At 41.0% G+C, this 26,302-nt stretch carries 19 protein-coding genes; 4 read left to right on the forward strand and 15 right to left on the reverse strand.

Features of this window, described 5'->3' with window-relative positions:
• Positions 1–60: 60 nt before the first annotated feature.
• Positions 61–825: a hypothetical protein gene (locus tag ACLI08_RS09795; RefSeq protein ID WP_411428305.1), complete on the forward strand. Its 765-nt coding sequence runs from the start codon at positions 61–63 to the stop codon at positions 823–825.
• 5 nt (positions 826–830) lie between these two features.
• On the opposite strand, the gene ACLI08_RS09800 is transcribed toward ACLI08_RS09795, so the two are convergent.
• The gene (locus tag ACLI08_RS09800) at positions 831–1,637 is read right to left on the reverse strand and encodes an OmpA family protein (RefSeq protein WP_411428306.1); all 807 of its coding nucleotides are present in this window, start codon (positions 1,635–1,637) and stop codon (positions 831–833) included.
• A 121-nt stretch (positions 1,638–1,758) separates the two neighbouring features.
• Entirely contained in the window at positions 1,759–3,948 is a 2,190-nt protein-coding gene (locus tag ACLI08_RS09805) for a glutamine synthetase III (RefSeq protein WP_411428307.1), read from the reverse strand.
• 590 nt (positions 3,949–4,538) lie between these two features.
• Between ACLI08_RS09805 and ACLI08_RS09810 the strand changes: the two genes are divergently transcribed.
• The 3 genes from ACLI08_RS09810 (at position 4,539) to ACLI08_RS09820 (ending at position 9,571) form a co-directional block, all read left to right on the forward strand.
• Positions 4,539–6,899 carry a glycosyltransferase gene (locus ACLI08_RS09810; protein ID WP_411428308.1) on the forward strand — a complete coding sequence of 787 codons (2,361 nt, stop codon included), beginning with the start codon at positions 4,539–4,541 and terminating at the stop codon, positions 6,897–6,899.
• 160 nt (positions 6,900–7,059) lie between these two features.
• Positions 7,060–8,979 carry a DUF294 nucleotidyltransferase-like domain-containing protein gene (locus ACLI08_RS09815; protein WP_411428309.1) on the forward strand — a complete coding sequence of 640 codons (1,920 nt, stop codon included), beginning with the start codon at positions 7,060–7,062 and terminating at the stop codon, positions 8,977–8,979.
• Positions 8,980–8,983: 4 nt separating this feature from the next.
• A complete protein-coding gene (locus tag ACLI08_RS09820) occupies positions 8,984–9,571 on the forward strand; it encodes a 3'-5' exonuclease (protein ID WP_411428310.1) in 588 nt (195 codons plus the stop codon).
• 3 nt (positions 9,572–9,574) lie between these two features.
• On the opposite strand, the gene ACLI08_RS09825 is transcribed toward ACLI08_RS09820, so the two are convergent.
• The 13 genes from ACLI08_RS09825 to ACLI08_RS09885 form a co-directional block, all read right to left on the reverse strand.
• The gene (locus ACLI08_RS09825) at positions 9,575–12,268 is read right to left on the reverse strand and encodes a PAS domain-containing protein (RefSeq protein WP_411428311.1); all 2,694 of its coding nucleotides are present in this window, start codon (positions 12,266–12,268) and stop codon (positions 9,575–9,577) included.
• Between the two features lie 128 nt (positions 12,269–12,396).
• A complete protein-coding gene (acs, locus tag ACLI08_RS09830) occupies positions 12,397–14,307 on the reverse strand; it encodes an acetate--CoA ligase (protein WP_411428312.1) in 1,911 nt (636 codons plus the stop codon).
• 92 nt (positions 14,308–14,399) lie between these two features.
• Positions 14,400–16,301 (reverse strand): acetate--CoA ligase, encoded by a 1,902-nt coding sequence (locus ACLI08_RS09835; protein WP_411428313.1) that lies wholly within the window; start codon positions 16,299–16,301, stop codon positions 14,400–14,402.
• Between the two features lie 135 nt (positions 16,302–16,436).
• Positions 16,437–16,799 (reverse strand): response regulator transcription factor, encoded by a 363-nt coding sequence (locus tag ACLI08_RS09840; protein WP_411428314.1) that lies wholly within the window; start codon positions 16,797–16,799, stop codon positions 16,437–16,439.
• Positions 16,800–16,861: 62 nt separating this feature from the next.
• Positions 16,862–19,549 (reverse strand): ATP-binding protein, encoded by a 2,688-nt coding sequence (locus ACLI08_RS09845; protein WP_411428315.1) that lies wholly within the window; start codon positions 19,547–19,549, stop codon positions 16,862–16,864.
• Positions 19,542–19,736: a hypothetical protein gene (locus ACLI08_RS09850; RefSeq protein ID WP_411428316.1), complete on the reverse strand. Its 195-nt coding sequence runs from the start codon at positions 19,734–19,736 to the stop codon at positions 19,542–19,544. The genes ACLI08_RS09845 and ACLI08_RS09850 overlap by 8 nt, the downstream gene beginning before the upstream one ends.
• Positions 19,737–19,801: 65 nt before the next feature.
• Positions 19,802–20,023 carry a DUF6814 family protein gene (locus ACLI08_RS09855; RefSeq protein ID WP_411428317.1) on the reverse strand — a complete coding sequence of 74 codons (222 nt, stop codon included), beginning with the start codon at positions 20,021–20,023 and terminating at the stop codon, positions 19,802–19,804.
• 12 nt (positions 20,024–20,035) lie between these two features.
• Positions 20,036–21,574, reverse strand: coding sequence for an MFS transporter (locus ACLI08_RS09860; protein ID WP_411428318.1), 1,539 nt, complete (start codon positions 21,572–21,574; stop codon positions 20,036–20,038).
• A gap of 28 nt (positions 21,575–21,602) precedes the next feature.
• Positions 21,603–22,973 (reverse strand): porin, encoded by a 1,371-nt coding sequence (locus tag ACLI08_RS09865; RefSeq protein WP_411428319.1) that lies wholly within the window; start codon positions 22,971–22,973, stop codon positions 21,603–21,605.
• Positions 22,974–23,086: 113 nt separating this feature from the next.
• On the reverse strand, positions 23,087–23,506 hold the full coding sequence (locus ACLI08_RS09870; RefSeq protein WP_411428320.1) for a terminase gpP N-terminus-related DNA-binding protein: 420 nt from the start codon (positions 23,504–23,506) through the stop codon (positions 23,087–23,089).
• Positions 23,507–23,765: 259 nt separating this feature from the next.
• Complete coding sequence (locus ACLI08_RS09875; protein WP_411428321.1) at positions 23,766–24,200, reverse strand: matrixin family metalloprotease; 435 nt, start codon at positions 24,198–24,200, stop codon at positions 23,766–23,768.
• A 193-nt stretch (positions 24,201–24,393) separates the two neighbouring features.
• Entirely contained in the window at positions 24,394–25,431 is a 1,038-nt protein-coding gene (locus tag ACLI08_RS09880) for an o-succinylbenzoate synthase (RefSeq protein WP_411428322.1), read from the reverse strand.
• Positions 25,432–25,536: 105 nt separating this feature from the next.
• The gene (locus ACLI08_RS09885; RefSeq protein WP_411428323.1) at positions 25,537–26,211 is read right to left on the reverse strand and encodes a metal-dependent hydrolase; all 675 of its coding nucleotides are present in this window, start codon (positions 26,209–26,211) and stop codon (positions 25,537–25,539) included.
• Positions 26,212–26,302: the final 91 nt, after the last annotated feature.

Here is a 26,302-nt window from a genome sequence, read left to right on the forward strand (position 1 = left end):
GAAAAATATTCGTACTCCTTTCACTTTGAGAAATTTAAGGTAAAGGAAAAAGACACAACAATGATCCATGATATAAGATACAATGGTGATTTAGAAGTTGCGGACTCTACCGAGACGTCCTACACGTTCAATTGGAAATACAAACAATACAGTTTTGGCAATTTAACCGGGCGGCAGATAGCAGACAACGGTATCTCCGGGCTTATAAAATTATTTGAAAATCAAACAATAAAGTTTGAAACCGATGAGAACGGTAGCTTTAAAAAGTTGCTTAACTGGGAGGAATTGCGTGATAAGATACGCAACGCCCTTGACGCATTAAAAAATACTAATCAAGTCAGCCCCGAGATTTCCTTTCTTTTACAACAACCCTTGGACAAACAAAGTATAGAGAATACTGTTTTAAAAGACATACAACAGTTCTATCTTTTCTATGGTATTAAGCTGCATATTGGTGTTCCGGTAGAACAACAGGTTGATACCGGGAGCAGCTTAACCGGCGCTATAAAGTCAGACACTTCATTACTTTTAACAAATATTGACTTTAAAGAAAATTTTTATAATATTACCTATTATCAGGGGTTTGATGCTGAATCAATAACCAAACTCACTGCAACAATAGCACTGCTATTTGCAGGCACCGACTCTTTCCAACATACTCAGGATTCAGAAAAAAAAGATGTTGAAGTACTGGGATTTGAAGATTTCTACGAAGCCACTATGCACGATTCGGGTTGGCCCTTAAAAATGACCTACTATCGCGTAGTTAGTTTGCAAGATAGCAATCAGGTTATTGAACGACGCACTATTACCCTTTTAGAATAAACTTCTTATCGCTCTATAATTTCAATCTCTACCCTGCGGTTAGCATCTGCCTCAGCTTCGCTTTTCTCCGGCAATGGATAAACAGGCCTTGAACTCCCAAAACTGTGATAGGCCAGCCTGGTTTTATCTATACCATTTCTCACCAGAAAGTTATATACAGCCAGTGCTCTTTTTTTAGATACACCATCCCGCTCTTTTACCTCACAGCAAATATGTCCCTGTATATCAATTCTTATAGTGGGGTTATTTTGCATTACCTCCAGTAACTCTCTTATTACTTTAGTAGACTCCGGCACAAAAGCATCGGAATTATTAAAAAAATACAGGTTTTTAAGACGTATTTTGTCACCTACTTTTGCGCTGTTTACCTGTTTTTTAAAATCTTCAGGATCATCCTTTTTGGCAGGTGTACTTTCTATAGCCGGAGGTACATCTTCGGCTTTTCGAAAAATAATAACTACCCTCCTGTCTTTCGCATTGTAACGGGATGTGGAGCGCGATTCTCCAAAAGGATGAAATTCTGTTGCCGACATATCCAGTTGTACGCTGCTGCTCTGTAAAAGATTCTTTGCAGCTTTAATGCGCCTTTCAGATAAGTCTATATTATAGTAATTATTTCCGGTTTTGTCTGTATCGCCTTCAAGAGCGTCAATGGCAATATCTTCTTTAGACTTTATCCATTCTGTAAAGCGTGCTACCGATTTTTGGTTGGGCACATCTTTATTGAAATCAAAATACAAGGTAAATTTTTCCTGTGCCTGTAGCATTAAGCATGTACCGAAACACAGTGCAGATAGCATGTACCTGTTCATAATGTGGTGATAATTGGTTAGGATTGTATAACACTAAAAATACTACATTTATTTTATGCCGCAAAAAAAACCTGCCCTAAAACAGGACAGGTTTTTAGTAATATGGAAAGGAAGAAATAAATTAACGTGTAAACAGTAGTTCACGGTATTTGGTTAGTGGCCAAATTTCGTCGTCTACAAGTAACTCCAGCTTATCGCAGTGTCTTCTTATAACATCAAAGAATGGTTTTACGTTATCGCAGTAGGCGTGTGCTTTTTCTTCAGATGTTTCAAGCGCATTAGCCGCTTTACGGGCTTCTGTCATTTCTTCTACTTTAGAGTTAATGGCAGCAATATGTCCTGAAATTTCACGGATAATAGAAATTTGCTCTTTACCTACGGTTTCAAACTCAGCACCAAATATTTCTTTTAGGCCTTTTACGTTCTCTATAATAACATTTTGGTAGCGTATGGCTGTAGGTATAATGTGGTTACGTGCAATATCTCCTAATACACGGCCTTCAATTTGTATCTTCTTAGTATACTCTTCAAGTTCAATTTCGTAACGAGCTTCAGCCTCTTTGTGGTTCATTACTCCCAGTTCTTCAAATAGGTTAAGAGCTGCTTCCGAAACCTTAGCTTTAAGAGCACCAGGAGTTGTTTTGTGGTTACTCAGGCCGCGTTTTGCAGCTTCTTCCTGCCATGCATCGCTGTAACCGTCACCTTCAAAAAGAATTGCTTTTGTCTCCTTAATGTATTCTCTAAGAACGTTAAAGATAGCGTCGTCTTTCTTCATATCCTTACTTTCTATAAGAGCATCTACAGCAACTTTAAAGTCTCTAAGCTGTTTTGCCATAATAGCATTAAGAATAGTCATTGCATTAGCACAGTTAGCCGATGAACCTACCGCGCGGAACTCAAACTTGTTACCTGTAAAGGCAAATGGTGAAGTACGGTTCCTGTCGGTATTGTCTAATAATACATCCGGAATTTTACCTACCACATTAAGTTTAAGGTCGGTTTTTTCTTCAGGAGAAAGTTTCCCTGCAGATACCCCCTCAAGCTCAGCAAGTACTTTAGTAAGCTGGTCACCGATGAATACCGATATAATAGCCGGTGGCGCTTCGTTAGCACCAAGTCTGTGGTCGTTACTTGCAGTAGCTATAGAAGCCCTCATTAGTTCTTCATAAGTGTAAACCGCTTTAATGGTGTTAATAAAGAATGTAAGGAACTGTAGGTTGCTCATAGGGGTTTTACCAGGCCCAAGAAGGTTAACTCCAGTATCTGTAGCAAGGCTCCAGTTGTTGTGCTTACCGCTACCGTTTACACCGGCAAAAGGTTTTTCGTGAAGCAGCACTTTAAAGTTGTGGCGCTCCCCTACTTTTTGCATTACATCCATAAGCAGTGAGTTGTGGTCTACTGCAAGGTTAGCCTCTTCAAAGATAGGTGCAAGTTCAAACTGGTTTGGTGCAACCTCGTTGTGGCGGGTTTTTACCGGAACTCCCAGTAGCATACATTCGTTTTCAAGATCGCGCATATAATTAAGCACCCTTGTAGGTATAGAACCAAAGTAATGGTCTTCCAGCTGCTGTCCTTTTGCAGACGCGTGACCCAGAAGCGTACGCCCTGTAAGGGTAATATCTGGCCTTGATGCGGCAAGTGCAGTATCTATAAGAAAGTACTCCTGCTCCCAGCCCAGGGTTGCAGTAACTTTTTTCACGTTTTTATCAAAGTACTGGCATACCGCGGTAGCAGCTTCATCTACTGCCGAAAGTGCGCGTAGCAATGGAGCTTTGTAATCAAGAGCTTCGCCGGTATACGATACAAATACAGTAGGTATACATAAAGTAGTACCATAAATAAATGCCGGAGATGTAGGATCCCATGCAGTATATCCGCGTGCTTCAAATGTGTTACGTATACCTCCGTTCGGGAAGCTCGAAGCATCCGGCTCCTGCTGTACCAGTTGGCTGCCACCAAATTTCTCTATAGGGTCGCTGCCATCAAAAGAAGTTTCAAAAAAAGCATCGTGCTTTTCTGCAGTGGTACCTGTAAGCGGCTGAAACCAGTGCGTATAGTGGGTAACGCCTTTGCTAAGTGCCCACTCTTTCATGCCCAGTGCTATGTAGTCTGCAAGTTTGCGGTCTATTTTAGTTCCATGCTGCACGGCGCTCTGAACGGCCTTGTAAGCTTCCGGAGTTAAAAATTGACGCATTACCTTGTCGTTAAATACGTTGCTTCCAAAAATTACCGATTTTCTTTCCAGCTCTTCTACCTTAACGGGTGTTCTGCCGGCGGTTTGTTTTATAGCCTCAAAACGGAATGTTGACATGAAACTTATATTTTTAATGTTAGTGTTATATTAAAACCTGTGCAAATGTATAAAAAAATATTCATTTTGTTACACACCCCTGTTTTTTATAGGGGTGTTAAAGATTGTTTTTTAAACAATGTGTAAAAATGCTTTTGTTTTAAGGGCTTCCTAAATATTAACCCCCTCTTAATTTTACCCAAACAAATTATTACTTATCTTTATAGAGCCTTTTACGCTAAAGGCCGACTTATTACACGATTCTTACAAATATTTAAAGGTATGGTTAAAGAATCACAAACCTTTGTTAAGTCAGTTAAATATTTATTAAGCAAATTGTTGCTGACGTAAACAATTGATAATTTGGCTCAATATTACTTTTAGAGCTATTACAGCCGACCTGTACTTTGATTGTTAACACCTGCTATTCCTTAAAATGGTGTAAACGAAAGAGTACCATAAGGGACATATTTATTAAAGCCCATCTTTTAAACTTTTTTATTTTTTGAGATTACATTATTCACCCGTTCTATAACAACCGGGTGCTTAGTTGCGAACCCAAATTTGAACCAGATATAACGATAGAAAAAAAAATTACACACATCAATACCATGAAAGCCAGAAAAGAGTTAACCCAGAAATTTAGACCTTACAGCAAACTAATAGAGCAACATTTTACAGAAACACCTAAAGACAAAGGCAACCTGCCCGAAATACTGGTAATTACAACCTACCCCCCGCGCCAGTGCGGTATTGCTACATATTCGCAAGACCTTATAAATGCAATGAACGCGCACTATGTAGCTTCTTTTTCAATTAAAGTATGTGCTATAGAAAGCAATAAAGAGCAACACCAGTACGATGATCCTATTGTAAAGTACACACTAAACACCAGTGAGAACGAGTCGTATAATGCCCTTGCTGAAAAAATAAATGCTGATACTAATATAAAGGTTGTCCTAATACAGCATGAATTTGGGTTATTCCACGAAACTGTAGATGGATTTAATTCTTTCCTTAACCAACTTAAAAAGCCGGTATCTATAGTATTTCATACCGTTTTGCCTGGCCCTAACGAGGATTTGAGACAAAACGTAAAGAAAATAATCGCTTCAGTAGATTCGGTTATCGTAATGACGCATAATGCCGCCGGTATCCTTACACATGAATATGGCGCAACAGATGATAAAATAACAGTAATAGCCCACGGTACCCACCTTATAAAACACGGTAAAAAAGAGTCGCTAAAAAGCAAATACGGTTTTGAAGGCCGCACAGTGCTTTCTACCTTTGGTCTTTTAAGCTCAGGTAAAAGCATTGAAACAACGCTGGACGCCCTGCTTAAAGTGGTAGATAAACGCCCTGATGTATTATTTCTTATCATAGGGAAAACGCATCCTACCGTTGTATTAAACGAGGGTGAGGTGTACAGGGAGTTTTTAACCCAAAAAATAAAAGACAACAATCTTGAAAACAATGTTGTTTTCATTAATAAATATGTAGACTTAAATGAACTGCTTGATTATCTTCAGTTAACAGACATCTACTTGTTTACCAGCAAAGATCCTAACCAGGCAGTGAGCGGAACGTTTTCTTATGCTCTGAGCTGCGGTTGCCCTATTATCTCTACTCCTATCCCCCATGCCCGTGAGGTATTGGCAGGAGATACGGGAATCACATTTGATTTTGGAAACTCATCAGAACTGGCGGAAGCAATTAACAGGCTATTATTTGACCCTGAATTAAGGGAGCGAATGATGCTGAACGGATTACACAAGATTGTTCATACCGCTTGGGAAAATTCAGCGGTTAGCCACGCTAAGCTATTACAGAAAATAGCAGGTGCAAACGAAATTGTGCTGGAATACAGTAACCCAAAAGTAAAGCTTGACCACATTAAGAACATGACTACCGATTTTGGTATGCTTCAGTTTTCTAAACTTAACGTTCCGGACAGGCAATCAGGTTACACCATAGATGATAACGCAAGGGCCATGATTGCACTTGGTATGTATTATAAAAAATACAGAGAGCCTGAAACGTTGCGCTATATTAACATCTATTTAGACTATATTTTATATTGCCAACAGCCTGATGGAAAATTCTTTAATTATGTTGATGTAAACAAAAACTTTACCGCTCAAAACAATGATGAGAATTTGGAAGATGCTAACGGAAGGGCGCTTTGGGCACTTGGGTACCTAATTTCATTGTCGGATATATTACCTGAAAGCTACACTCAGCGTGCCGTAGCTGCCTTTAAAAAAGCACTGCCATATACTAAAGAGATATACAGCACCCGCGCCATGGCGTTTGTTATAAAAGGACTTTATTACTTTAACAGGCATCAGCGTAACGAAGATAATATGCTCTACATGAAGTTATTTGCAGACCGAATGGTTAATATGTACAAACATGAACGCGAGGAGGACTGGAAGTGGTTTGAGGGGTATCTTACCTACGCTAACAGCGTATTACCTGAGGCACTTTTACTTTGTTATGCCGTTACCGGAAATAGCGAATACGGTGAAGTAGCCAAAGAATCGTTTGACTTCCTGCTGTCACAAACTTTTGATGGAGATACCATTAAGGTTATTTCAAACAGGACGTGGCTATACAAAGGTCAGGGCAAGGCACGCTACGGTGAACAGCCAATAGATGTGGCATACACCATACTGGCACTAAGGAAGTTCCACGATATTTACAAGAGCCCTAAATACCTGGATAAATTAGAAATTGCTTTTAACTGGTTTTTAGGAAATAACCACCTACAACACGTTATATACAATCCATGTACCGGCGGTTGTTTTGATGGGCTTGAGGAGCATAGCGTTAACCTGAACCAAGGTGCCGAAAGTACGGTGAGTTACCTTATGGCGCGATTAACCATTACCAAGTATTTTGGCAATGCAGACCACACCTACTTCAGGAGAAAATCGCGTGGTACTAAGGCAGAAGTTTTAAACGGATAATCTGCTTTTTCATCTTACATACTTAAAACGCCCCAAAAACGGGGCGTTTTAATTTTTTTAGTGCGGATAATTATTAACATTACTTTATGTACCGCAGTCTACATAGATTTTTAAAACAAACTAAAAAAGTGTATTTTTATAATCAAATTCAACTGAACTAATGAGAAACCCTGTAGCACAAAATGTTGCTGATTTTCTGCGTCATTTCCCTCCATTTAATTATTTGGATGGTTCGGAGTTGTACACCATTGCACAACACTGCCGGCTATTATACATAGAAAAAAACAGCAATTTATTTAAAGGTGGTACACCGGTGCATAGTGACTTCTACATAGTAAAAAAAGGCATTGTAGGGCTATCACTTACTTCAGATGCAGAAGAAATGCTCATAGACCGCTGCGATGAAGGGGATATTTTAGGGCTAAGGCCGTTCTTTGCCAAAAACAATTACCTAATGACTGCAAAGGCCAGGGAAGATGCCTTGGTGTATGCCTTACCGATAAGCGTTTTTGAACCTTACATTTCATCAAACGAGCAGGTATTGCAATTTATGCTGGAAAGCTTTGCTTCCCAAACCCGGAATCCACGCGATAAAGAGCGTACCGGAAGGCTACTGGCAGAAAACACTATACAAAGCGAGCAGGAAGTAGAAATACAATATTTTCAACCCATTAAATACTCACTTAACCCCATTACCGCTAACCCGGACGATGTAATAATGTACATTGCAAAGTCTATGGCAAATAATAATTCGGGCAGTGTAATTATACAGCACAACCAGTTACCGGTGGGTATTATTACCGACAGGGACATTCGTGGTAAAGTGGCTACAGGTACAGTACCGGTTACCGCCCCTGCACACGCCATAATGACCCATCCTGTGATTACAGTACAAGAAAATATTTCTGTAGCTGAAGCGCAGATGATGATGCTCAAACACGGCGTTACACACTTATGCGTTACAAAAGACGGCACCGTAAACAGTGCGGTTACGGGTATGATATCTGAACACGACGTGGTGGAGGCTCAGGCAAACACTCCGGGAGTGTTACTTAAACAAACACGAAGGGCTACAAACAACAAAGAGCTTAAGTATGTACGTGAAAAGCTGACCGACCTTATACAAACATCTATAGATAAAAATATACCGGTATCTCATATTTCTAATATTGTTGCCGAAATTAATATTGCACTTACAAGGCGTGCTATAGAGCTGGCAGTAGAAAAAATAGGTAGCTATCCGCCGGTTCGTTTCGTATGGATGACTGTAGGCAGCCAGGGAAGAAAAGAGCAACTGCTGCGTACCGATCAGGATAATGCCCTGATTTTTGAAGACGTGCCACAGGAGCAGCATGATAACGTAAAACGTTATTTTATGGAACTGGCAGAGCTGGTTACCGAATCGTTGAGTAAAGTAGCTTACGAGTTTTCTCCGTACAATATTGTGGCTAAGAACCCTAAATGGAACAAATCGTTAACAGACTGGATAAAACAGTATAATGAATGGACTAATAACCCTAAAGAGAAAGAAATAGAAGCCAATAACCTGTTCTTTGATTTCGACTTTATTTACGGTTATCCTGCCATAGAAAATGTTTTAACCGAAACTATAAACCAAAACATTACACGGAATAAGAAGTTTTTTGCCCACCTTGCCTCAAATATGCTAAAAAACCAGCCTGCACTTGGTTTTTTCAGGCAGTTTATTGTAGAGGGAGATGGCGAGTATAAAGACCTTTTTGATATTAAGACACGTGGTATAAAGCCGCTTGTAGACGCAGCCCGCCTCCTTGCACTTAACACAGGTATCATAGAAATTACAAACACGTATAACCGTTTCCTTAAAATAGCGGAAGCCGAACCTCAGTACGCAGAATTGTACGAGGAATGCGCCGAGGCATTTAATACGCTGCAAAGGATAAGGACAGAAAACGGCTTAATAAATAACTCTAACGGGCAGTATATTAACCTTGAGGAGATGAGCAAATCAGATAAGGCCAGACTAAAAAACTGTTTCCAGAGTATTGCAAACCTTCAGGATATGATTAAGAACCGCTTTTCACTAACATATTTAAGCTAACATTATGGCATTTGAATGGATTACCGGCAGTACCCCGCAGTTTTGGAAAAACTACATTGCGCTGTTTGACGATGAAAAGCAGGACGCTAAAAAACGCTTTGTGGTTTTCGAAATTGAAGCCTCCACAATAGAGAAAAAAGGCACTGTTATGATAAGCATAAGCGGGATTGGCGTGGTAGATGACGGCATAGCTGTAGGAGATTTTATGCACGCTTTAGTGAGCGGTAATGATGCCGAACCTGCAGCACAAATAACTAAAAATGAAGGAGAGGCTGTTGTGGAAGCTGAAGCAATGATACAGTTCCTTAATTTTATAAAAGACGCTACCCTGGTAAGTAACAATATTAATACTGATATTGAAGTAATTAACGCAGCATTAAAACGGCTCGACTTAGGTAGGCTGAAAAATGACTTTATGGATATAGGGGTGCTTTATAAACGCTGGAAAGGAATAAATGACGACTCTCAATACTCATTAACTGAGCTATGCGATGCCTTAAAAACAGAACAACCGGACAGAAATACGTCTTGGGCCAGTGCTTATACAATGGCGCTAACTTTTTTAAAGCTTAAAACCAAACTTAAAATTTAGTTCCTATAATTGATGTTCAGGAAGTAAGATATTAAATGTTGTACCCATACCTTTCGACGATTCTACCAAGATAACGCCACCGTGATTATTTACAATACGTCGGCAGATTGCAAGGCCTATACCACTGCCCGCGTACTCTGAGCGTGAATGAAGCCTCTTAAATACTTCAAAAATCTGTTTCTGGTATTGTTCTTCTATGCCTATACCGTTATCCTTAATGGATATTTTATAGTAAGATGAAGGCGATGGATTTTTTATATAAATAGCTATCTCCTGTCGTGATAACTTTGATACAGACAATGATATAACAGGGTTTTGCCCGGAATTTGTAAACTTTAAGGCATTACCAATAAGGTTATAAAACAGCTGGTTCATTTGTAGCGGTACCGCATCTATAACCGGTAGGTCAGCGCTTATAATAGCAGCACTTTTTTCTTGTATCAATAGCTCAAAGTCACTTTGCACTAACTTAACAATTTCATTTAAGTCGGTTTTAAGGAAGCGTGTATCCGGGCTAACAAGTCTGGAAAACTCCAGTAAATCTTTAATTAACAGCGACATTCTTTGAGACGCTGTAACGATTTTATCTATAATTACGGTATGCTGATTGTCGGTATCGCGTTCTTTAAGCAAGTTACTAAACATACTTATTTTGCGCAGCGGTTCCTGTAAGTCGTGGCTCGCCACATAGGCATACTGTTCCAGCTCCCGGTTTGTGTTAACAAGCTTTTGGTTGATATTTTCAAGTTCCTGGTTAGCGCGCTGTAACGCATTAGTACGTTCCCTAACCTGGTTTTCCAATGCAATTTGTATTTTCTTTATAGCGGTAATATCCTGGGCTGTTCCGGTAAGTAGGTACGGCAGGCCGTTTTCATCAAAAAAAGTTTTACCTACAGCATGCAGTATACGTTCGGTTCCTGTTTTGCGGCTGATAACCCTAAACTCTTCGTTAAAAATACCATCGCTCTCGGGATTAATCGATTTATATACAGCAGTGCGTATACGTTCCCTGTCCACTTTATGCAATACATCCAGCGATTCATCAAATAATTCTTCCTCGTCATCCAGCCCTAACCATTCTTTTACACGCTCTGAATATTCAAACACCTCAGTTACGGGATTTAAACTCCAGGTGCCTAATTCTGCCAGTTCTATTGCACCCCTTAAGGCAGCTTCTGTTTCTTTTAAAGCTTCCTGGGCTTTAATGGTTTCGGTAACGTCTATGGCAATATCGAGCACACCATAAATTTGGCCTTCAGCATCATATAACGGGCTGTAGCTTACATTATAGAAGTTTTGTGTAAGCACGCCATTTTTTACAATGTTTACCTGACGCCCAAAATGGTGCGTTTTTACGCCGCTCTTAATAACCTCAAGCATTAAATGTTCAGATGCCTGCCCCTTAATTTCTGGCATGCTTTGCAGCAATGGCTTACCTACCATTTGCTCCCTTGTACGCCCCACAAATCGCAGGAACTCATCGTTTACAATATCTGCAACAAGCTCTTCTCCTACAAATACTGCTACGGCAGCCTGTGCAGAATAAATAACCGATTTAAATTTGGCTTCACTGGCAGCAATTTCGCGTATGGCCTGCATTTTCTCACTTACATCATTTGCAAGCACCAGTATACCATATATTTCTCCATTACTATCGCGCAGCGCAGAATAACTGAAATCTACATAAATATCAGTTACACTACCGTTATCTAAAATCTGTACATGTGTATCATTTCCGTTAAATGTAACTCCTGTAGTGTATACATCGTCCAGCAGCTTTAAAAACCCCTGAGCCTCTATTTCAGGCAGCACATCCTTAAGGTTTTTACCTATAACGCTGTCATCCCTGCTCCATAGCCGCAAAATTGTTTCATTAGCCACTTCTATTTTCATTTCCCTTCCGGAGAAAAAAGCTATAGCTAACGGGCTCTGTTCTATAACGTTGGCAAAACGGATTTCACTATTCTGCTCCCTGTGTTTAGACAATACACGCTCTGTAACATCTATAGCCATGTCCATAACGCCGTAAATAGTACCGTTAGCATCTTTAAGAGCTTTATAGGTGTAGTCGAAGTAATACGTGCCAAGTACACCATTTACAACTAATTGTGCCATGGCCTCGGTTTCTTCATGCGTCTCTCCGGTTGTAAACACATGATCGAGTATATCCAGGAACGGCTGACCCTCAAGTTCAGGTAGTGCTTCGGCAAGTGGTTTACCAAAAACACTGGCGCCTTTACCCCAGTAATCCAGCATAATACTATTGGCTATTTCAATACGCATTTCAGGGCCTGTAAAAAGTGCTGTAGCTACCGGAGCCTGCTCTATTATCGACCTGAAAATATCGTGCTTCGCAGAATATGCAGCAAAACAGGTTTCGCGCTGAATGGTACCTCCGTACCATCCTTCGCTTTCCATAAATTGCCCTTTAAGAATTACATTACTGCTATTTATATACAGAAGAGCAGTTAAGGCTTTCTTCTCCTCTATCTCTTGTAAAAGGATGGATGCCGGTTGGGTAGTAACGTGTTGTAAAAATTCAAGCACAGGTACTGATTCTGAAACGGCACTTACAATACCCTGTGCCACATTATCTAAAATTACTGTTTTATGGGATGCACTATAGTACCACAGGCCAATGCCCGAAGCGGAAAGAAATACATTTAAGTCTTTAGAAAATAGTGTTACACCATCCATTCAGAGTAATATTTTTTAGCAATTTTAGTGGTGGTTACAGCTCAGGATATAGAGGTGCTACCACTGTTTAAATATATAAATAAAAACGGCACCCTAAAGGATGCCGCTGAAAAAATAGGAATATATTATTACTCTATACGTCCGTCTTTAATTTCCTCTACTATCTCAGGGTTTAGTAAAGTAGTGGTATCGCCAAAATTAGAAAAATCTCCCTCGGCAATTTTGCGCAGTATACGCCTCATAATTTTACCCGAACGCGTTTTAGGCAAGCCGCTTACAAACTGTATTTTATCCAGCTTGGCAATTGGGCCAATGTGGCTCGAAATATGTTCGTTAATCTCCCTGCGAAGGTTGTTATGATCCCGCCATGCACCGGCCTCCTTAAGCGTAATGAAGCCGTACAGTGCATTTCCTTTCACGTCATGAGGGAAACCTACTATAGCAGATTCTGCAACTGAAGGGTGCTCGTTAATAGCATCTTCAATAGGTGCGGTACCAAGGTTATGGCCAGATACTATAATAACATCGTCTACACGGCCTGTGATACGATAGTACCCTACTTCATCACGCAAGGCTCCGTCTCCGGTAAAATATTTACCCGGGAAGGTAGAGAAGTACGTTTCTTTAAATCTTTGATGGTCGCCCCAAATGGTACGTGCCATACCCGGCCACGGGAATTTAATGCACAGCGCTCCTGCAACCTGGTTGTCTTCGATTTCGTTTCGCCTTTCATCCATAAGTACAGGCTGTATACCCGGTAATGGAAGTGTAGCGTAGGTAGGCTTGGTAGGCGTAACAAAAGGAAGCGGGGAAATCATAATACCACCGGTTTCAGTTTGCCACCATGTATCTACTACAGGGCATTTCTTTTTGCCCACGTGGTCGTTATACCAGTGCCATGCTTCTTCGTTTATTGGCTCACCCACTGAACCTATAACTTTAAGGCTCGAAAGATCATGTTTGTCTACCCACTGCCAGTCTTCTTTAGCAAGCGAACGGATAGCTGTTGGCGCAGTGTAAAACTGCGTTACTTTATGCTTATCTATTACTTCCCAAAAACGCCCGAAATCAGGGTAAGACGGTACGCCCTCAAATATTACGGTAGTAGCACCGTTAAGCAGCGGGCCGTATACTATGTAAGAGTGGCCTGTAATCCAGCCTATATCGGCCGTACACCAGTACACATCATTTTCTTCGTAGGCAAATATGTTTTTAAACGTATAAGCACTGTACACCATGTAACCTGCAGTAGTATGCAGCATTCCCTTCGGTTTTCCGGTAGAGCCAGAAGTATACAATATAAACAACGGATCTTCAGCATCCATTATCTCTGCTACATTGTTTGGTACCTCGGCATCTACAAGTGGTTGTAGCCATTGATCCCTGCCCTCTACCATATTTACCGCTGTACCTGTACGTTTTACCACCAATACATCTTTAACAGTTGGGCAGGTTTTCAGCGCTTCATCTACAATACCCTTAAGGTCAATGGTTTTGTTACCACGGTAGCCACCATCTGCAGTTATAACAAGCTTGCATTCGCTATCGTTTACACGTGCTGCAACTGCCGATGCAGAGAAGCCTGCAAATACAACCGAGTGTATAGCCCCAATCCTGGCACAGGCTAAAAGGCTTACTGCAAGCTCAGGGATCATAGGCAGGTAAATACATACCCTATCACCTTTTTTAATGCCTAATGTTCTTAGCGCATTAGCCATCTTTGCTACACGGTCATACAGCTCATTGTATGTTATGTGCTGAGCCTCTTCCTTCGGGTCGTTAGGTTCGAAAAGAATAGCGGTTTTATTACCGCGTTTTGCAAGATGCCTGTCTATGCAGTTTTTAGTAATGTTTACTTTAGCATTGGTAAACCATTTTACTTCTGCCTCCTGCATATCAAACTCTACTACCTTGTCCCATTTTTGGTACCAGGTAAAGTTTTCATCTGCAATGCGATCCCAAAATTTACGGGGCTCGCGTATAGATTTATTATAGTGCTTGAAATACTGTTCAAGATTTTCTACCTTATAGTAACTCATTGCGTTTGTTTTGTTTTATATATTAAATACATTGTAAATATATTGAGGTTTTTTTTAATATCTCATATATTTATGCAAAAATAATATATACATTAATAATTTTGTTTTGAATGTTTATAAGCTGCTACCACTTCGGCTATTTCATCAATTATTGCCACATCGTCTATAGTAGAAGGCACCTGAAAATCAGTGCCATCGATTATACTGCGTAGTAGTTTACGCAATATTTTTCCGGAACGTGTTTTCGGCAGGCGTTTAACATCAACTACATTTTTCATGGAAGCTACAGCGCCTATCTGCTTGCGAACTAACTGCACAACTTCGTACTCTAAAAGAAAGTGTTCCATCTCCACTCCTGATTTTGTAACTACCAGTGCCATAGGCACCTGACCTTTCAACTCATCTTGTATGCCTATCACAGCACATTCTGCCACTGCGGGGTGGGCTGCCACTACCTCTTCCATTTCGGCGGTGCTAAGCCTGTGCCCTGCCACGTTTATAACATCATCTATACGGCCGGTTATAAAAAGATAACCATCATCGTCTATATAACCGCCATCGCCCGCAAGGTAATAACCATTGAACTTGCTGAAATAGCCGGCTTTAAACCTTGGCTCATCTTCCCACAATCCTGTCATGGTTCCGGGCGGAAGCGGCTGTTTAATAACCACATAACCTTCTTCATTGGGGCCAAGTGGTTCGCCGTTTTCGTTAAAAATTTGCAGGTTATACCCACATACAGGCTTAGTTGCCGATCCCGGTTTTATAGGGAGCTCCTCTACTCCCATCATATTGGCAGCTATAGGCCAGCCTGATTCTGTTTGCCACCAATGGTCAATCGCCGGCACCGGGATGTGCCTGGTATACCACTCCAGGGTGGCGGCATCGCAACGCTCGCCTGCCAGAAACTGCGCTTTAAGGCAAGTTATGTCATACGCTTTTATAAGTTCGCCATTCGGGTCTTCTTTCCGTATGGCTCGTATAGCGGTAGGCGCTGTAAACATAGTGCTAACCCTGTGCTCTGCGATTACGCGCCAAAAACTACCTGCATCTGGTGTGCGTATGGGTTTGCCTTCGTAAATCACACTGGTATTGCGGTTTAGCAAAGGTCCATATACAATATACGAATGTCCTACAACCCAACCCACATCGCTCGCAGCCCAAAATACCTCACCGGGTTTGGCATTGTATATATAGGTCATCGAAAACTGTAATGCCGTGGCGTATCCTCCTGTATCTCTAACTATACCTTTTGGGCGCCCGGTAGTACCCGAAGTATACAGCACATACAACGGATGCGAAGATGCTACGGCTATCGGTGCTACAGGTTCGCTGCCGTATAAAAGCGCGTCATAATCAATATCATATTTTTTAAACGGAATTTTTGCACCGAGTTTTCGGTTGAGTACCACCACATTTTGAGGCTTATGGCTGCTTTGTGCAATGGCTTCATCTACAAGTGGTTTATAGGCAATAAGGCGATCTATCTCAATGCCTGAGCTTGCGGTTATAATAACCTTTGGTCTGCAATCGTCTATACGGATGCTAAGCTCATGAGGAGCAAATCCGCCAAAAACAACCGAATGAATTACCCCAATACGTGCACAGGCAAGCATAGCAAATACCGCCTGAGGAATCATAGGCATATAGATTACCACAGTATCTCCGGTTTCCAGCCCCAGCGAGCGCAGCCCACCTGCTAAGCGGGCTACGTTATCCTTAACTTCGTTAAACGTAAAGTTCGCAATCGTTTGCGTAACAGGAGAATCGTAAATGAAGGCAAGGTCGTCTCCATAACCGTCTTCAATGTGTTTATCTACGGCAAGGTAGCATATGTTAAGTTCGCCGTCTGCAAACCACTGCGGGTAACCGGATGCTGTGTTACTTAAAATGTTTTGGGGAGTTTTAAACCATTTAATTTTTTCCGCCTCTGCTTTCCAAAAGGCTTCGGGGTTGTTAATACTGTACGTGTAAAAATCATTGTACGTGTTCATAAAAGTTTGGGTTTGGGTTTAGATTTATCTTAAACAATAACTATAAATATTAATAGCCATCGTTTTTATAACCAATCTTTTAAAAAAACCTGCAACTGTACAGTATCTTCAATATCGGGAGGAAGAATTTTTTCGCTACGCAATAAGCGAGTTTACCTGTTCTACCAATTTTTTGATGGAGAACGGTTTTGTCATATACAAATCGGCGCCTAATGAAAGGCCTTTTTCTATATCACTTTCTTTATTCTTTGCCGAAAGGAAAATTACCTTGCACGCTGCAAGCCTTTCATCTTTTTTAATTTGCTCCAGTGTGGCGTAGCCATCTACCAGGGGCATCATAACATCTAGTATAATAACATCCGGGCACTCGGTTTTTAAAATTTCCAGTGCTTCCTGCCCGTCACGTGCTATGTACACTTCAAAATTGCTCTTTTTGAAGGTATATTCAAGCGACATAACAATGTTCGGCTCGTCATCAACAATCAAAATCTTCTTCATTTCTAAACTCTTTTTGCGTTTTTGCCTAATCGATAAAGTACTTCCTCCTAATACTTTATTTTTTACGATTTTGGTAGCGTAAATATAAGACAAGCGCCACTATTTTCAATATTTTCGGCCCAAATTCTACCGCCATGATATTCAATAATTTGACGGCAAATAGCCAGTCCCAGCCCGCTACCCAGCGGTTTTTTTATGTTCTGGTTATTCGACTGGTAGAACTTATCAAAAATATTTTCGAAGTCGCCTTCAGCAATGCCTTTACCATTATCGCTTACGCGGGTTACTATCTCCTGCTCGCCACAATCAATGGTTATGGCTATTTCGCCACCCGTTTCCGGGCAAAACTTCACTGCATTGCCTATCAGGTTAGTAACTACCTGAATAATACGGTCTTCATCATATCGGGCGTGTATACCATTTGTCTTTTCATATTTAAGCTGTATGCCTTTACTTTTTATAAGCTGCAGCAATGGCAAAAGAGCTTTTTCTATGGTTTGGTCCAAGTTATTTACTACGGCATTTATCTTCTGTTTGCCGGTTTCAAACTTTTCCAAATCCAGTATTTTGTCAATCAACCGGTTAAGCCGGTCTGATTCTGATATAATATTCTGTAAAAACTGCTTGCGCAGTTCTTCGGGCATTTCATCATCTTCATGTAGTACCTCGGTAGCAGCCTTTATTGCGGTTATGGGTGTACGTAGCTCGTGAGTTACGGTATCAAGGAACTCATCTTTCTGCTTGTCTTTCCATATAAGTTTTTCGTTAGCCTGCTTTAACTCACCTGTTATCGCTTTTAGCTCGTTACTTGTCTCGGTGAGTTTTTTATTGAGAATAATATTTTCCTGAGACTCCTCCAGTATCTTAAGTACTTCGGGTAGGGTGATTTTTTCTTCCTTAACCACACTGCTAATCAATATACGTGCAGATGCCGCGCCAATATGCCCGGTAAGCAGGTTCTCCGCAAATTTGATAAGGCGTGCATCGGCAAGGTCCTGGTTTTTATCTAATCCGTACTTTGTATGAAAAATAGACAGTGCCCTGCGTGTACGGTCTTCGCCTAAAAAACGCTTTAATACCTTTTGTATGTCACTTGTATAGGCTGTGCCTTTCCATATAAAGGCGTTTTCGTGCATGTTAATGTACTTGTCTATATCTACAAACATCTCGGCATAGTTGCGTTCGCGGTAATTGCCGCGGTACATAACAGATACCCACAGGTACACAAAAATGTTTACAAACAAACTCCAGAACATGGCATGCGGCACAGGGTCCAGGTAGTTTAAACCAAAGAGCTGAAAAGGTTTTAACAATGCGATGCCCCACGGACCATTTTTAAGAAAACTGTCGCTGTAATGGGCTGCGCCACTTGCATACGGAATCAGCAACGTATACATGCATACCGCAAAACCCGCTATAATACCTGCTGTTGCACCCCTTCTACTTCCCCTTCGCCATAAAAACGAACCGAAAAAAGCAGGTCCAAGTTGTGATATTACCACAAATGATACCATACCTATAGATACCAGGTTATAGTCTAACACTATAACGCGATAAATAAAGTAAGAACTTATGATAAGGCTAAAGATGCCTACTTTACGAATGTTTACAATACGCTTTTGGTTATCTTCAGGGTTTGCCGATTTAAAACTATCTAAAAAGCCATACGGTATTAGTATGTTGTTACTAAGCATGGTAGACAACCCTATAGAGGATACCACTATCATAGAAATAGCTGCCGAAAACCCGCCTAAAAACACCAGTACTGTAATTACATGGTTGTTCATAAGCTGTGGTATTAGTAGCGAATAGGTATCGGCATTTGTACCGGTGTTGCTAAACAATATGTTTCCACCCCATGCTATAGGGAACACAAAAATGTTCATTAGCAATAAATACAGTGGAAACAGCCATGTAGCCTTCTTAATGTGATTTTCCCTGTGGTTTTCTATAACACCCATTTGAAACTGGCGTGGCAGCAAAAATATTGAGAATATAGACAGTAAACATAAAAACGCCCAGTTCATACCTTCGGCAGGCCCGCCTATGGTGTTCTTCTGAACAAAATCAGGTAGTTTAGCAGCCTTGTTACCAATGTCTTCAAATCCATCAAAAACAAAGAACGTTACATATACGCCTATCAGCAAAAAGAAAAAGAGTTTAAACAACGACTCCATGGCTACGGCCGTAACTATACCCCTACGCTTTTCTGATGCATCTACATAACGGGTACCGTAATATGAGGCAAACAAAGCAAGGGCAAAGGCCACGTAAGTAGTAGTATCGTACAAAAAATTAGAGCTGGTAGTAGTACGTGTTACTACGTGAAACGTTTCTGAAATGGCTTTTAGCTGTAAGGCAATATAAGGCAATATGGCAAAGAGGCATATTAAAGTAACTACGGCACCTAAAAACCTGCTGTTACCGTAACGTAGCGATATAAAATCGGCTATGCTGGATATTTTGTTTACCCTGGATATGCGTATGATTTTCCTGAGCAGTATCATCCACGCCGGTACTATGATTACAGGGCCAAGGTAAATGGGCAGGTATGTAAGCCCACTTTTAGCTGCTACACCTATACTGCCGTAATACGTCCACGCCGAACAATAGACCGCAAGCGACAGTGCGTATACATACGGGTTGTTTGTCCAGCGGCTGCTGTTGGCTTTTTTTTCGGCCCAGTGCGCCACAAAAAACAGTAATGCAAGGTACAGCGTAAGTATTACTAACAGAACAGGACTACTCATAGTACTTTTTTATGATGTATGCTGATATCAGGATGGAGAAAAGCCAGGCCGAGAAAATATAAATGTAAATTACAGGTATACCCCATACTGGCCTTGCACTGTCAAACAACAGTACAAGTGGCATATTAAATGCCATGAGCATAAGTATAGCTACAATAATAAGTTTCTGTTCGTGCCTTTTCTTCATTTTCTCCTATATAACAGCCATAGCTCCCTTACGGGAGCCATAGCTTAATCTAAAAAACCAATAAACTAAACATCATCATACTCCCCTTTTAGCGAGTATAGCCCGAAAGTGGCTAAACCTGCAACGATAAGTGGGGTAAGTATAAACAATATGATGATGCCAAACACAAGATCGTCTTGCTTATCGGTGCCAAATTTTGGCAAGCCGAATATAAAGATACAAAAATATGCGGCGGCGGCGGCAAGTGCCAGCCAAACCAGCCCTAATATACGTTTTAATGCTTTCATGGTGTCAGTGTTTTAGTCGTGAGATACGTTGTTTTTAGCCTTTATGTATACCATGCCTATTACAAAGCTAATGGCTGCAATGATTATAGGATACCACAAGCCTTCAAGGTAAAACTGAGGATCGCCATTGTCTTTTGCATTGGTTACAAGGTAAGTAGATATTGCCGGAAGCAGTCCACCAAAGATACCGTTACCCACGTGGTATGGTAGCGACATAGACGTATAACGTATTTTTACAGGGAACATTTCTACAAGGAACGCTGCAATAGGGCCATATACCATAGTTACAAAAATAACCTGTACAAATACCAGTGCTATAAGCAGCCACTTATCGCTGTCGTTAATGGTTTTTGTAACCTTAATATCAGCCTTTACTTTACCATCATCTCCTATGGCAGCTTTGCCATTTTCTAAATGTACGGTTTTAACTTCCACCCACTTGGTACCATCTGTATATTCTTTGTTGGTAGTGTAAATAGAGTCCATTTTACCTTCTTTAGCTTCTTTGATTTCGGCTTTAAGGGTAGTTTTCTCAACAATTTCGGTTTTCTTGCTTACATCGGCAGTATCATACATTTTTTGGTAGATAGGCCTGTAGCACAGTATACCCAGCAGCATACCTGTCATCATTATAAACTTACGCCCCACCTTGTCGCTGAGTGCCCCAAATACCACAAAGAACGGTGTACCGAAAAGTAATGCGAGACCCAATAATCCGTCTACCTGATTGGTATCTACAGCCATTACGGTTTTAAGGAAACTCATGGCATAGAACTGGCCGGTGTACCATACAACACCCTGACCCATAGCGGCTCCGAACAGGGCAAGAAGTACAAACTTAAGATTGTATTTATTACCAAAAGACTCTTTTAGCGGGTTTGTTGTGGTTTTACCTTCTGCTTTTGCTTTTGCAAATACAGGAGATTCGTGCATGTTTTTACGGATAACGTAAGATACCAGCACCATTAGTATTGATACCCAGAACGGCACCCTCCAGCCCCACTCATCAAACGCTTCTGCGCTGATTGAAGCCCTTGTAGCAAGGATAACCATTAGTGAAATAAACAAACCCACTGTGGCAGTTGTTTGTATCCACGAAGTCCAGTAACCACGCTCGCCACGTGGCGCGTGCTCTGCCACGTATGTAGCCGCCCCGCCGTACTCTCCACCAAGTGCAAGACCCTGTAACAGTCTTAATAACAACACCAACAGCGGCGCTACAAAGCCTATAGACTCATAACTTGGTATGCAGCCTATTAAAAACGTAGCTCCACCCATAAGCAGTAGCGTAACCATAAAGGTGTACTTACGCCCAATTATGTCGCCCAGACGGCCAAAGAACAGCGCGCCGAAAGGCCTTACTACAAATCCTGCGGCAAATGTAGCCAGCGTACTTAAAAATGCCGCCGTAGGATTATCTGCCGGGAAAAACTTGGTAGAAATAACAACCGCAAGGCTGCCGAAGATGTAAAAGTCATACCACTCAATCAGAGTGCCCAGGGATGAAGCCGTGATAACCTTCCAGATCCCTTTAGTAGATTTGTCGCTCATACTAGATAATTTTTGCGTTTATTTTGGTTTATAGATATATAGCAAGCTGCACCAGGAGTTCCCCCTTACTGCTTGTTTTATTTACTGCGGTATATACCGGCCTTGTTGAATATTGTGTGGTAATTTTTGCATGGTGCCCGTCTATGTACCAGTTGGCACCAAAATCAAACTGTGAGCTGGCCTTGTCCAGTGCTTCAAAGTTTTTGTGGGTGTAAGCTGCAAACGGCTGTATGCGCACTTTTGGCTTTTCATGCGAATCAGGGATAAGATAACCCGCCTGCGTGTACCATATATTACCGGTACCAATGGTAGGCTGTGAATTACCAGCCCCTGAAATCGCTGCCTGGCCTGTAAATGCCGGATCTGCCACACCTACGTTCATTATACCAAGGTTACGAAGATAATTAGGGCCAAAATCGTATTTATAGAATACGCTATATGCTGTAAGCGCGCCTTTTTTAGTACCGATGGGCATATCTACAAACACGTCGGCAGCAAACAGGTTAATGTTGTGCTTTTTAACTTCAGAATTTACCATAGAACGTGTGCCGTTTGGTGCGGTATAAAAGCCTGCCCCTACGTTAAATACCTTTTTGGTACCAAGGTAACTGCCCACTTTGTAAGGAAGAAGGTTAGCTTCAGTGTCTAAAAACTGGTACTCTACATATCCGGCGGTACTCCATTTTGTATTTCCGTTATTGTCTACCGAAACAGCTGTGGCATTAGATGTTGCGTTTGCCGGTGTAAGGTTGGTGGCAAAAGGCTTATTGTGGCTAAAGCGGTACTCCAAGTGGCCGTATTTACCTTTTGCAAAAATGCCTATCTGGCGGGCAAACTGATCTGAGTTTTCAATTAAAGGCCAGTTAAAAATCGGTGCATCGGCAGCGAGAAAGTTAAGTGTAGAGGCCATGGTCATACGAGAAAGCCCCATATAGTAATGAAGCCCGGCGCCTACCGAAAGGCTGAATTTTTTATCGGCCTCGGGCAAAACCAATGCATACTCGTTCCACGCATCGTGGAAAAACATTCCCGGTTTTTTTCCTGCTCCATAACCGCCGGTTCCTGTGCTGCTCACCGCGCCGCCGTTTGTAAAGGTTTGGTTATTAATCCCAAAATGGGTTACAATCATGTAGCGTTTAGATACCTGCGCGTACACCAGCATCCTTAGCCTGCGCAACCCGATATCTGAGCTGCTGCTTGCCGGCTCTGAGTTTATCATGGTACCGGGGTTCATTTGGGTAGACCTGAACCACACCTGGTTCCACGCTATCATACGCATGTACTTAGATCCGTCTTCGTTCAGGTTAAATTTGAGCCCGGAGCCATACTCGCTGGATCCCTGGGCAAAGCCTGCCATTGAGGAGAGCAGCAGGCCTACAAAAAGGGTTAACTTTTTCATGCTTGTTTACTTGAGGATTTGGGTTAATGGGTTACATCGTTTTCGTAACCCGAAATTCCAAAAAACAAACGAGGGAAAAAATTATGATATACAAATCTGTAAAGACCTATACTTTAGTCTTTAAAACGCTCCCATTTTATGAGCATAAACTTGTCTCCAAGCTCAGTAATAATCATGCCTGCGCCCGATAGTTGCTGCTTATTTTTAAGGTATTCCACCAGTTCTAAATGGTTAAAAATCTTGTATGTGGGGTGGTAGTCGCCATGCGACGGTTTTTTAATTTTAAACTCCTTAACCCAGTTGCTTACCGTAACGTGTGAAACGCCTATAATACGCTCAATCTCACGAAAGCTAAGACCCTCTAAATACAGCTGTAAAGCTTTGGTAACATAGTAGTTATCTATCTTTTTACCCAGCTTATTAACGGTAAAATAGTAGTTGCATTTTTTACACAGGTAACGCTGCTTATTACTTATAATACCGCTTTTTACAATGTGGTCGCTATGGCACTTAGGGCAGGATAAAATCTCCATATATATTATTTTTGCATAAATATAATAATTTAGCAAATATATAAAAACAGATAATAAAAAATAAAACGTATTTTTTTATTTACTAATCAATTTTTATTTGATAATACTTCAGTAATATCAAATAATTGGTAAAATTTAGTAAATGGGTTTCTATATTTTTGCCGATACAAGTATATATATTTTAATTTTATTATATATACAGACACGTAGAAAATTATAAACAGCTGTACGCGTTAATGCTTGTCGTTAATGTTTGTAACTATTTTATTCTCTTAGCACACGCGTCACAAAGCGAAGCGTTTGCATTATCTATAGTAGAAATCTTTTCGGCGGCACTGGTCATAACACATTTAGGGTTTTCACAATGCGGTAACCCTAAATTGTGGCCTAACTCGTGTAATACTACTTTTTCAAGACGTTTATAAAAAAGTGGTTTGTTATTTGCCTTTAAACGGAATGTAGAAACTACGCAACTGTTTCCCGGGCGGTACCCCAGTCCCATAACTCCAAAGTCGTTATATTTCCATTCCGGTTTTTTAATTTTTCCATTCTCATATCTTGGAACAGATATGTCTTTATTGGTAAGCCCTACAACATAATCTATACTATCCGGAAGGTTTCGTTTTTGTATACCAATAAGGCTATCTGCCCTGTAGCGGGGAGTTTTAATATTTACAAAAGCTGATTCTGGCAAAATCCGGCTTGATAAAATATATACTTTTGCCCCATAATACCGTTCTATGTTAGCCTTTACTGAATCTATCTGTGTAGGTGAAAAATTATTGTACGGCAATATCCCTACAACTATTTGTTGTTTGTTTCTATCAGCGAAACAACTACAAAATAACGTTAGAAATAGTAGCAGGTATATAAGGGAGCGTTTCATTTCATAAAAGATTTACACTCCACGCCATTGAGGTATTATAGGACAGCTGTCCGTTGCTAACCACTAAAGGGGAATCAAAATTATTGGTATACAAAGCACCTGTTCCAAGCCCCTGTGGCATAGGATTGTTTTTTGTAAATGTATATTGGGCTATGGCGTTCAATCCAATGTTACTTTCCAGGGCAGAGGTTATCCACCAACCTATCTGTAGCTGCTCTGCAAGGTATATCCACTCGTCGCAACCACGCATTCCACCCACAAGGCTAGGTTTTAGGATAATGTATTGTGGCTTTATTTTTTCAAGTAGTGCCTTTTTGTCCTTATACTCAAATACGCCAATAAGTTCTTCATCCAGCGCTATGGGTAGTGGCGTATTAGCGCATAATTGCGCCATTTCATCCTGCTGATGCTGGCGTATGGGTTGCTCTATACTGTGTAACTGATATTGCGAGAGTTGTTGCAGTTTTTGCGTGGCTTCATGTGGAGCAAAGGCACCGTTAGCATCTACACGGATTTCTATTTGTTCAGCGGTAAAATTACTGCGGATAAACTGCAACAGGCTTAGCTCCTTTTCAAAGTCTATGGCGCCTATTTTCAGCTTGATGCAATTAAACCCGGTTGCCAGTTTTTCTTCAATCTGCTCCTTCATAAAAGCCTCCTCTCCCATCCACACCAGGCCGTTGATGTTGATGTTTGCATTTCCTGCTGTAAAATCAGAAGGAAATATCTCAAAAGGATTTTCGGCAGCAAGCGAACGGAAAGCCGTTTGAAGCCCGAACTGTATGGAAGGATAGCTCTTTAACGCTTCCCAAAGCGTGGCTTCGCCCAAGTGTATGTTTGCGCATGCCCACTGTAGTTTGTCTTCATAATCTGGCGTATCATCTATGCTAAGGCCACGCAGTATACCGCACTCTCCTATACCTTTACGTCCGTTTTCCTCAAGGATAATAAACCACGTTTCTTTTGTAGTCATTACCCCGCGCGATGTGCCGCTTGGGCGTTTAAAATCCAGTATATATTTGTGATACGATGCGGTCATAAGTGTAAGCGATAAAAATTTACAGAAATAATAAAGCCACAGATTTACACGCGTCAGCACGATAGTTGCTTTAATACGAATGGCAAATCTGTGGCTTTTTATAGATTAAATATCTAACGATGCGCCTATCTCCAGCAACGTTAGGTTTTTACCTTTATCGGTAAACAGCTTTTTGGCTGCTTCATGGTCTATTTTTATATAACCAAACGTATCGAAGTGATAGCCCAGTACGTTATTACATGCTACAAAATCTGCAGCAATTACAGCATCCTCAGCATCCATGGTAAAGTTAGAACCAATAGGGAAAATTGCCAAATCTAACTTTGTACGCAGCGGTATCAGTTTCATGTCATACGTAAGGGCTGTATCGCCGGCAATATAAATGTTTTTATCGGCCTCAATAACAAATCCGCCTGGGTTACCCCCATCAGTTCCATCAGGGAACTGGCTCGAGTGAATCGCGTTTACATACTTTACTGTACCAAAATCAAATTTCCAGCTGCCACCGTGATTCATAGGGTGTGTAGTAAAGCCTTTTTTACCGTAATACGTAGCAATTTCAGCGTTAGAAACTATTGTGGCGCCAGTGTTTTGGGCAATAGCCTCTACATCCAGTACGTGGTCGCCGTGCGCGTGGGTAAGCAAAATATAGTCGGCTTTAAGCGTATTAATATCTATGTGCGACGCAAGCTCATTAGCGGTTATAAATGGATCTACAATAATATGCTTGCCATTGGTCTCTATGCCCAGGCTGGCGTGTCCGTAAAATGTAATTTTCATAATGTGTGTATTTAGTGTTATGTTGTAATTCGACTAGATTATGATTTTTACTAAACGAATGTAAAATTCACCGTTTAAAAATAAGCACTAC

Source organism: Flavobacterium sp. RNTU_13, assembly GCF_046614455.1.
Lineage (GTDB): Bacteria > Bacteroidota > Bacteroidia > Flavobacteriales > Flavobacteriaceae > Flavobacterium.

Coding starts and splice junctions, on each gene's coding strand:
- ACLI08_RS09885 (WP_411428323.1), bottom strand. CDS start 26,211: ATGAAAATTACATTTTACGGACACGCCAGCCTGGGCATAGAGACCAAT.
- ACLI08_RS09850 (WP_411428316.1), bottom strand. CDS start 19,736: ATGAAGAAAAGGCACGAACAGAAACTTATTATTGTAGCTATACTTATG.
- ACLI08_RS09840 (WP_411428314.1), bottom strand. CDS start 16,799: ATGAAGAAGATTTTGATTGTTGATGACGAGCCGAACATTGTTATGTCG.
- ACLI08_RS09835 (WP_411428313.1), bottom strand. CDS start 16,301: ATGAACACGTACAATGATTTTTACACGTACAGTATTAACAACCCCGAA.
- ACLI08_RS09845 (WP_411428315.1), bottom strand. CDS start 19,549: ATGAGTAGTCCTGTTCTGTTAGTAATACTTACGCTGTACCTTGCATTA.
- ACLI08_RS09810 (WP_411428308.1), top strand. CDS start 4,539: ATGAAAGCCAGAAAAGAGTTAACCCAGAAATTTAGACCTTACAGCAAA.
- ACLI08_RS09795 (WP_411428305.1), top strand. CDS start 61: ATGATCCATGATATAAGATACAATGGTGATTTAGAAGTTGCGGACTCT.
- ACLI08_RS09815 (WP_411428309.1), top strand. CDS start 7,060: ATGAGAAACCCTGTAGCACAAAATGTTGCTGATTTTCTGCGTCATTTC.
- ACLI08_RS09860 (WP_411428318.1), bottom strand. CDS start 21,574: ATGAGCGACAAATCTACTAAAGGGATCTGGAAGGTTATCACGGCTTCA.
- ACLI08_RS09870 (WP_411428320.1), bottom strand. CDS start 23,506: ATGGAGATTTTATCCTGCCCTAAGTGCCATAGCGACCACATTGTAAAA.
- ACLI08_RS09800 (WP_411428306.1), bottom strand. CDS start 1,637: ATGAACAGGTACATGCTATCTGCACTGTGTTTCGGTACATGCTTAATG.
- ACLI08_RS09880 (WP_411428322.1), bottom strand. CDS start 25,431: ATGACCGCATCGTATCACAAATATATACTGGATTTTAAACGCCCAAGC.
- ACLI08_RS09855 (WP_411428317.1), bottom strand. CDS start 20,023: ATGAAAGCATTAAAACGTATATTAGGGCTGGTTTGGCTGGCACTTGCC.
- ACLI08_RS09865 (WP_411428319.1), bottom strand. CDS start 22,973: ATGAAAAAGTTAACCCTTTTTGTAGGCCTGCTGCTCTCCTCAATGGCA.
- ACLI08_RS09805 (WP_411428307.1), bottom strand. CDS start 3,948: ATGTCAACATTCCGTTTTGAGGCTATAAAACAAACCGCCGGCAGAACA.
- acs (WP_411428312.1), bottom strand. CDS start 14,307: ATGAGTTACTATAAGGTAGAAAATCTTGAACAGTATTTCAAGCACTAT.
- ACLI08_RS09825 (WP_411428311.1), bottom strand. CDS start 12,268: ATGGATGGTGTAACACTATTTTCTAAAGACTTAAATGTATTTCTTTCC.
- ACLI08_RS09820 (WP_411428310.1), top strand. CDS start 8,984: ATGGCATTTGAATGGATTACCGGCAGTACCCCGCAGTTTTGGAAAAAC.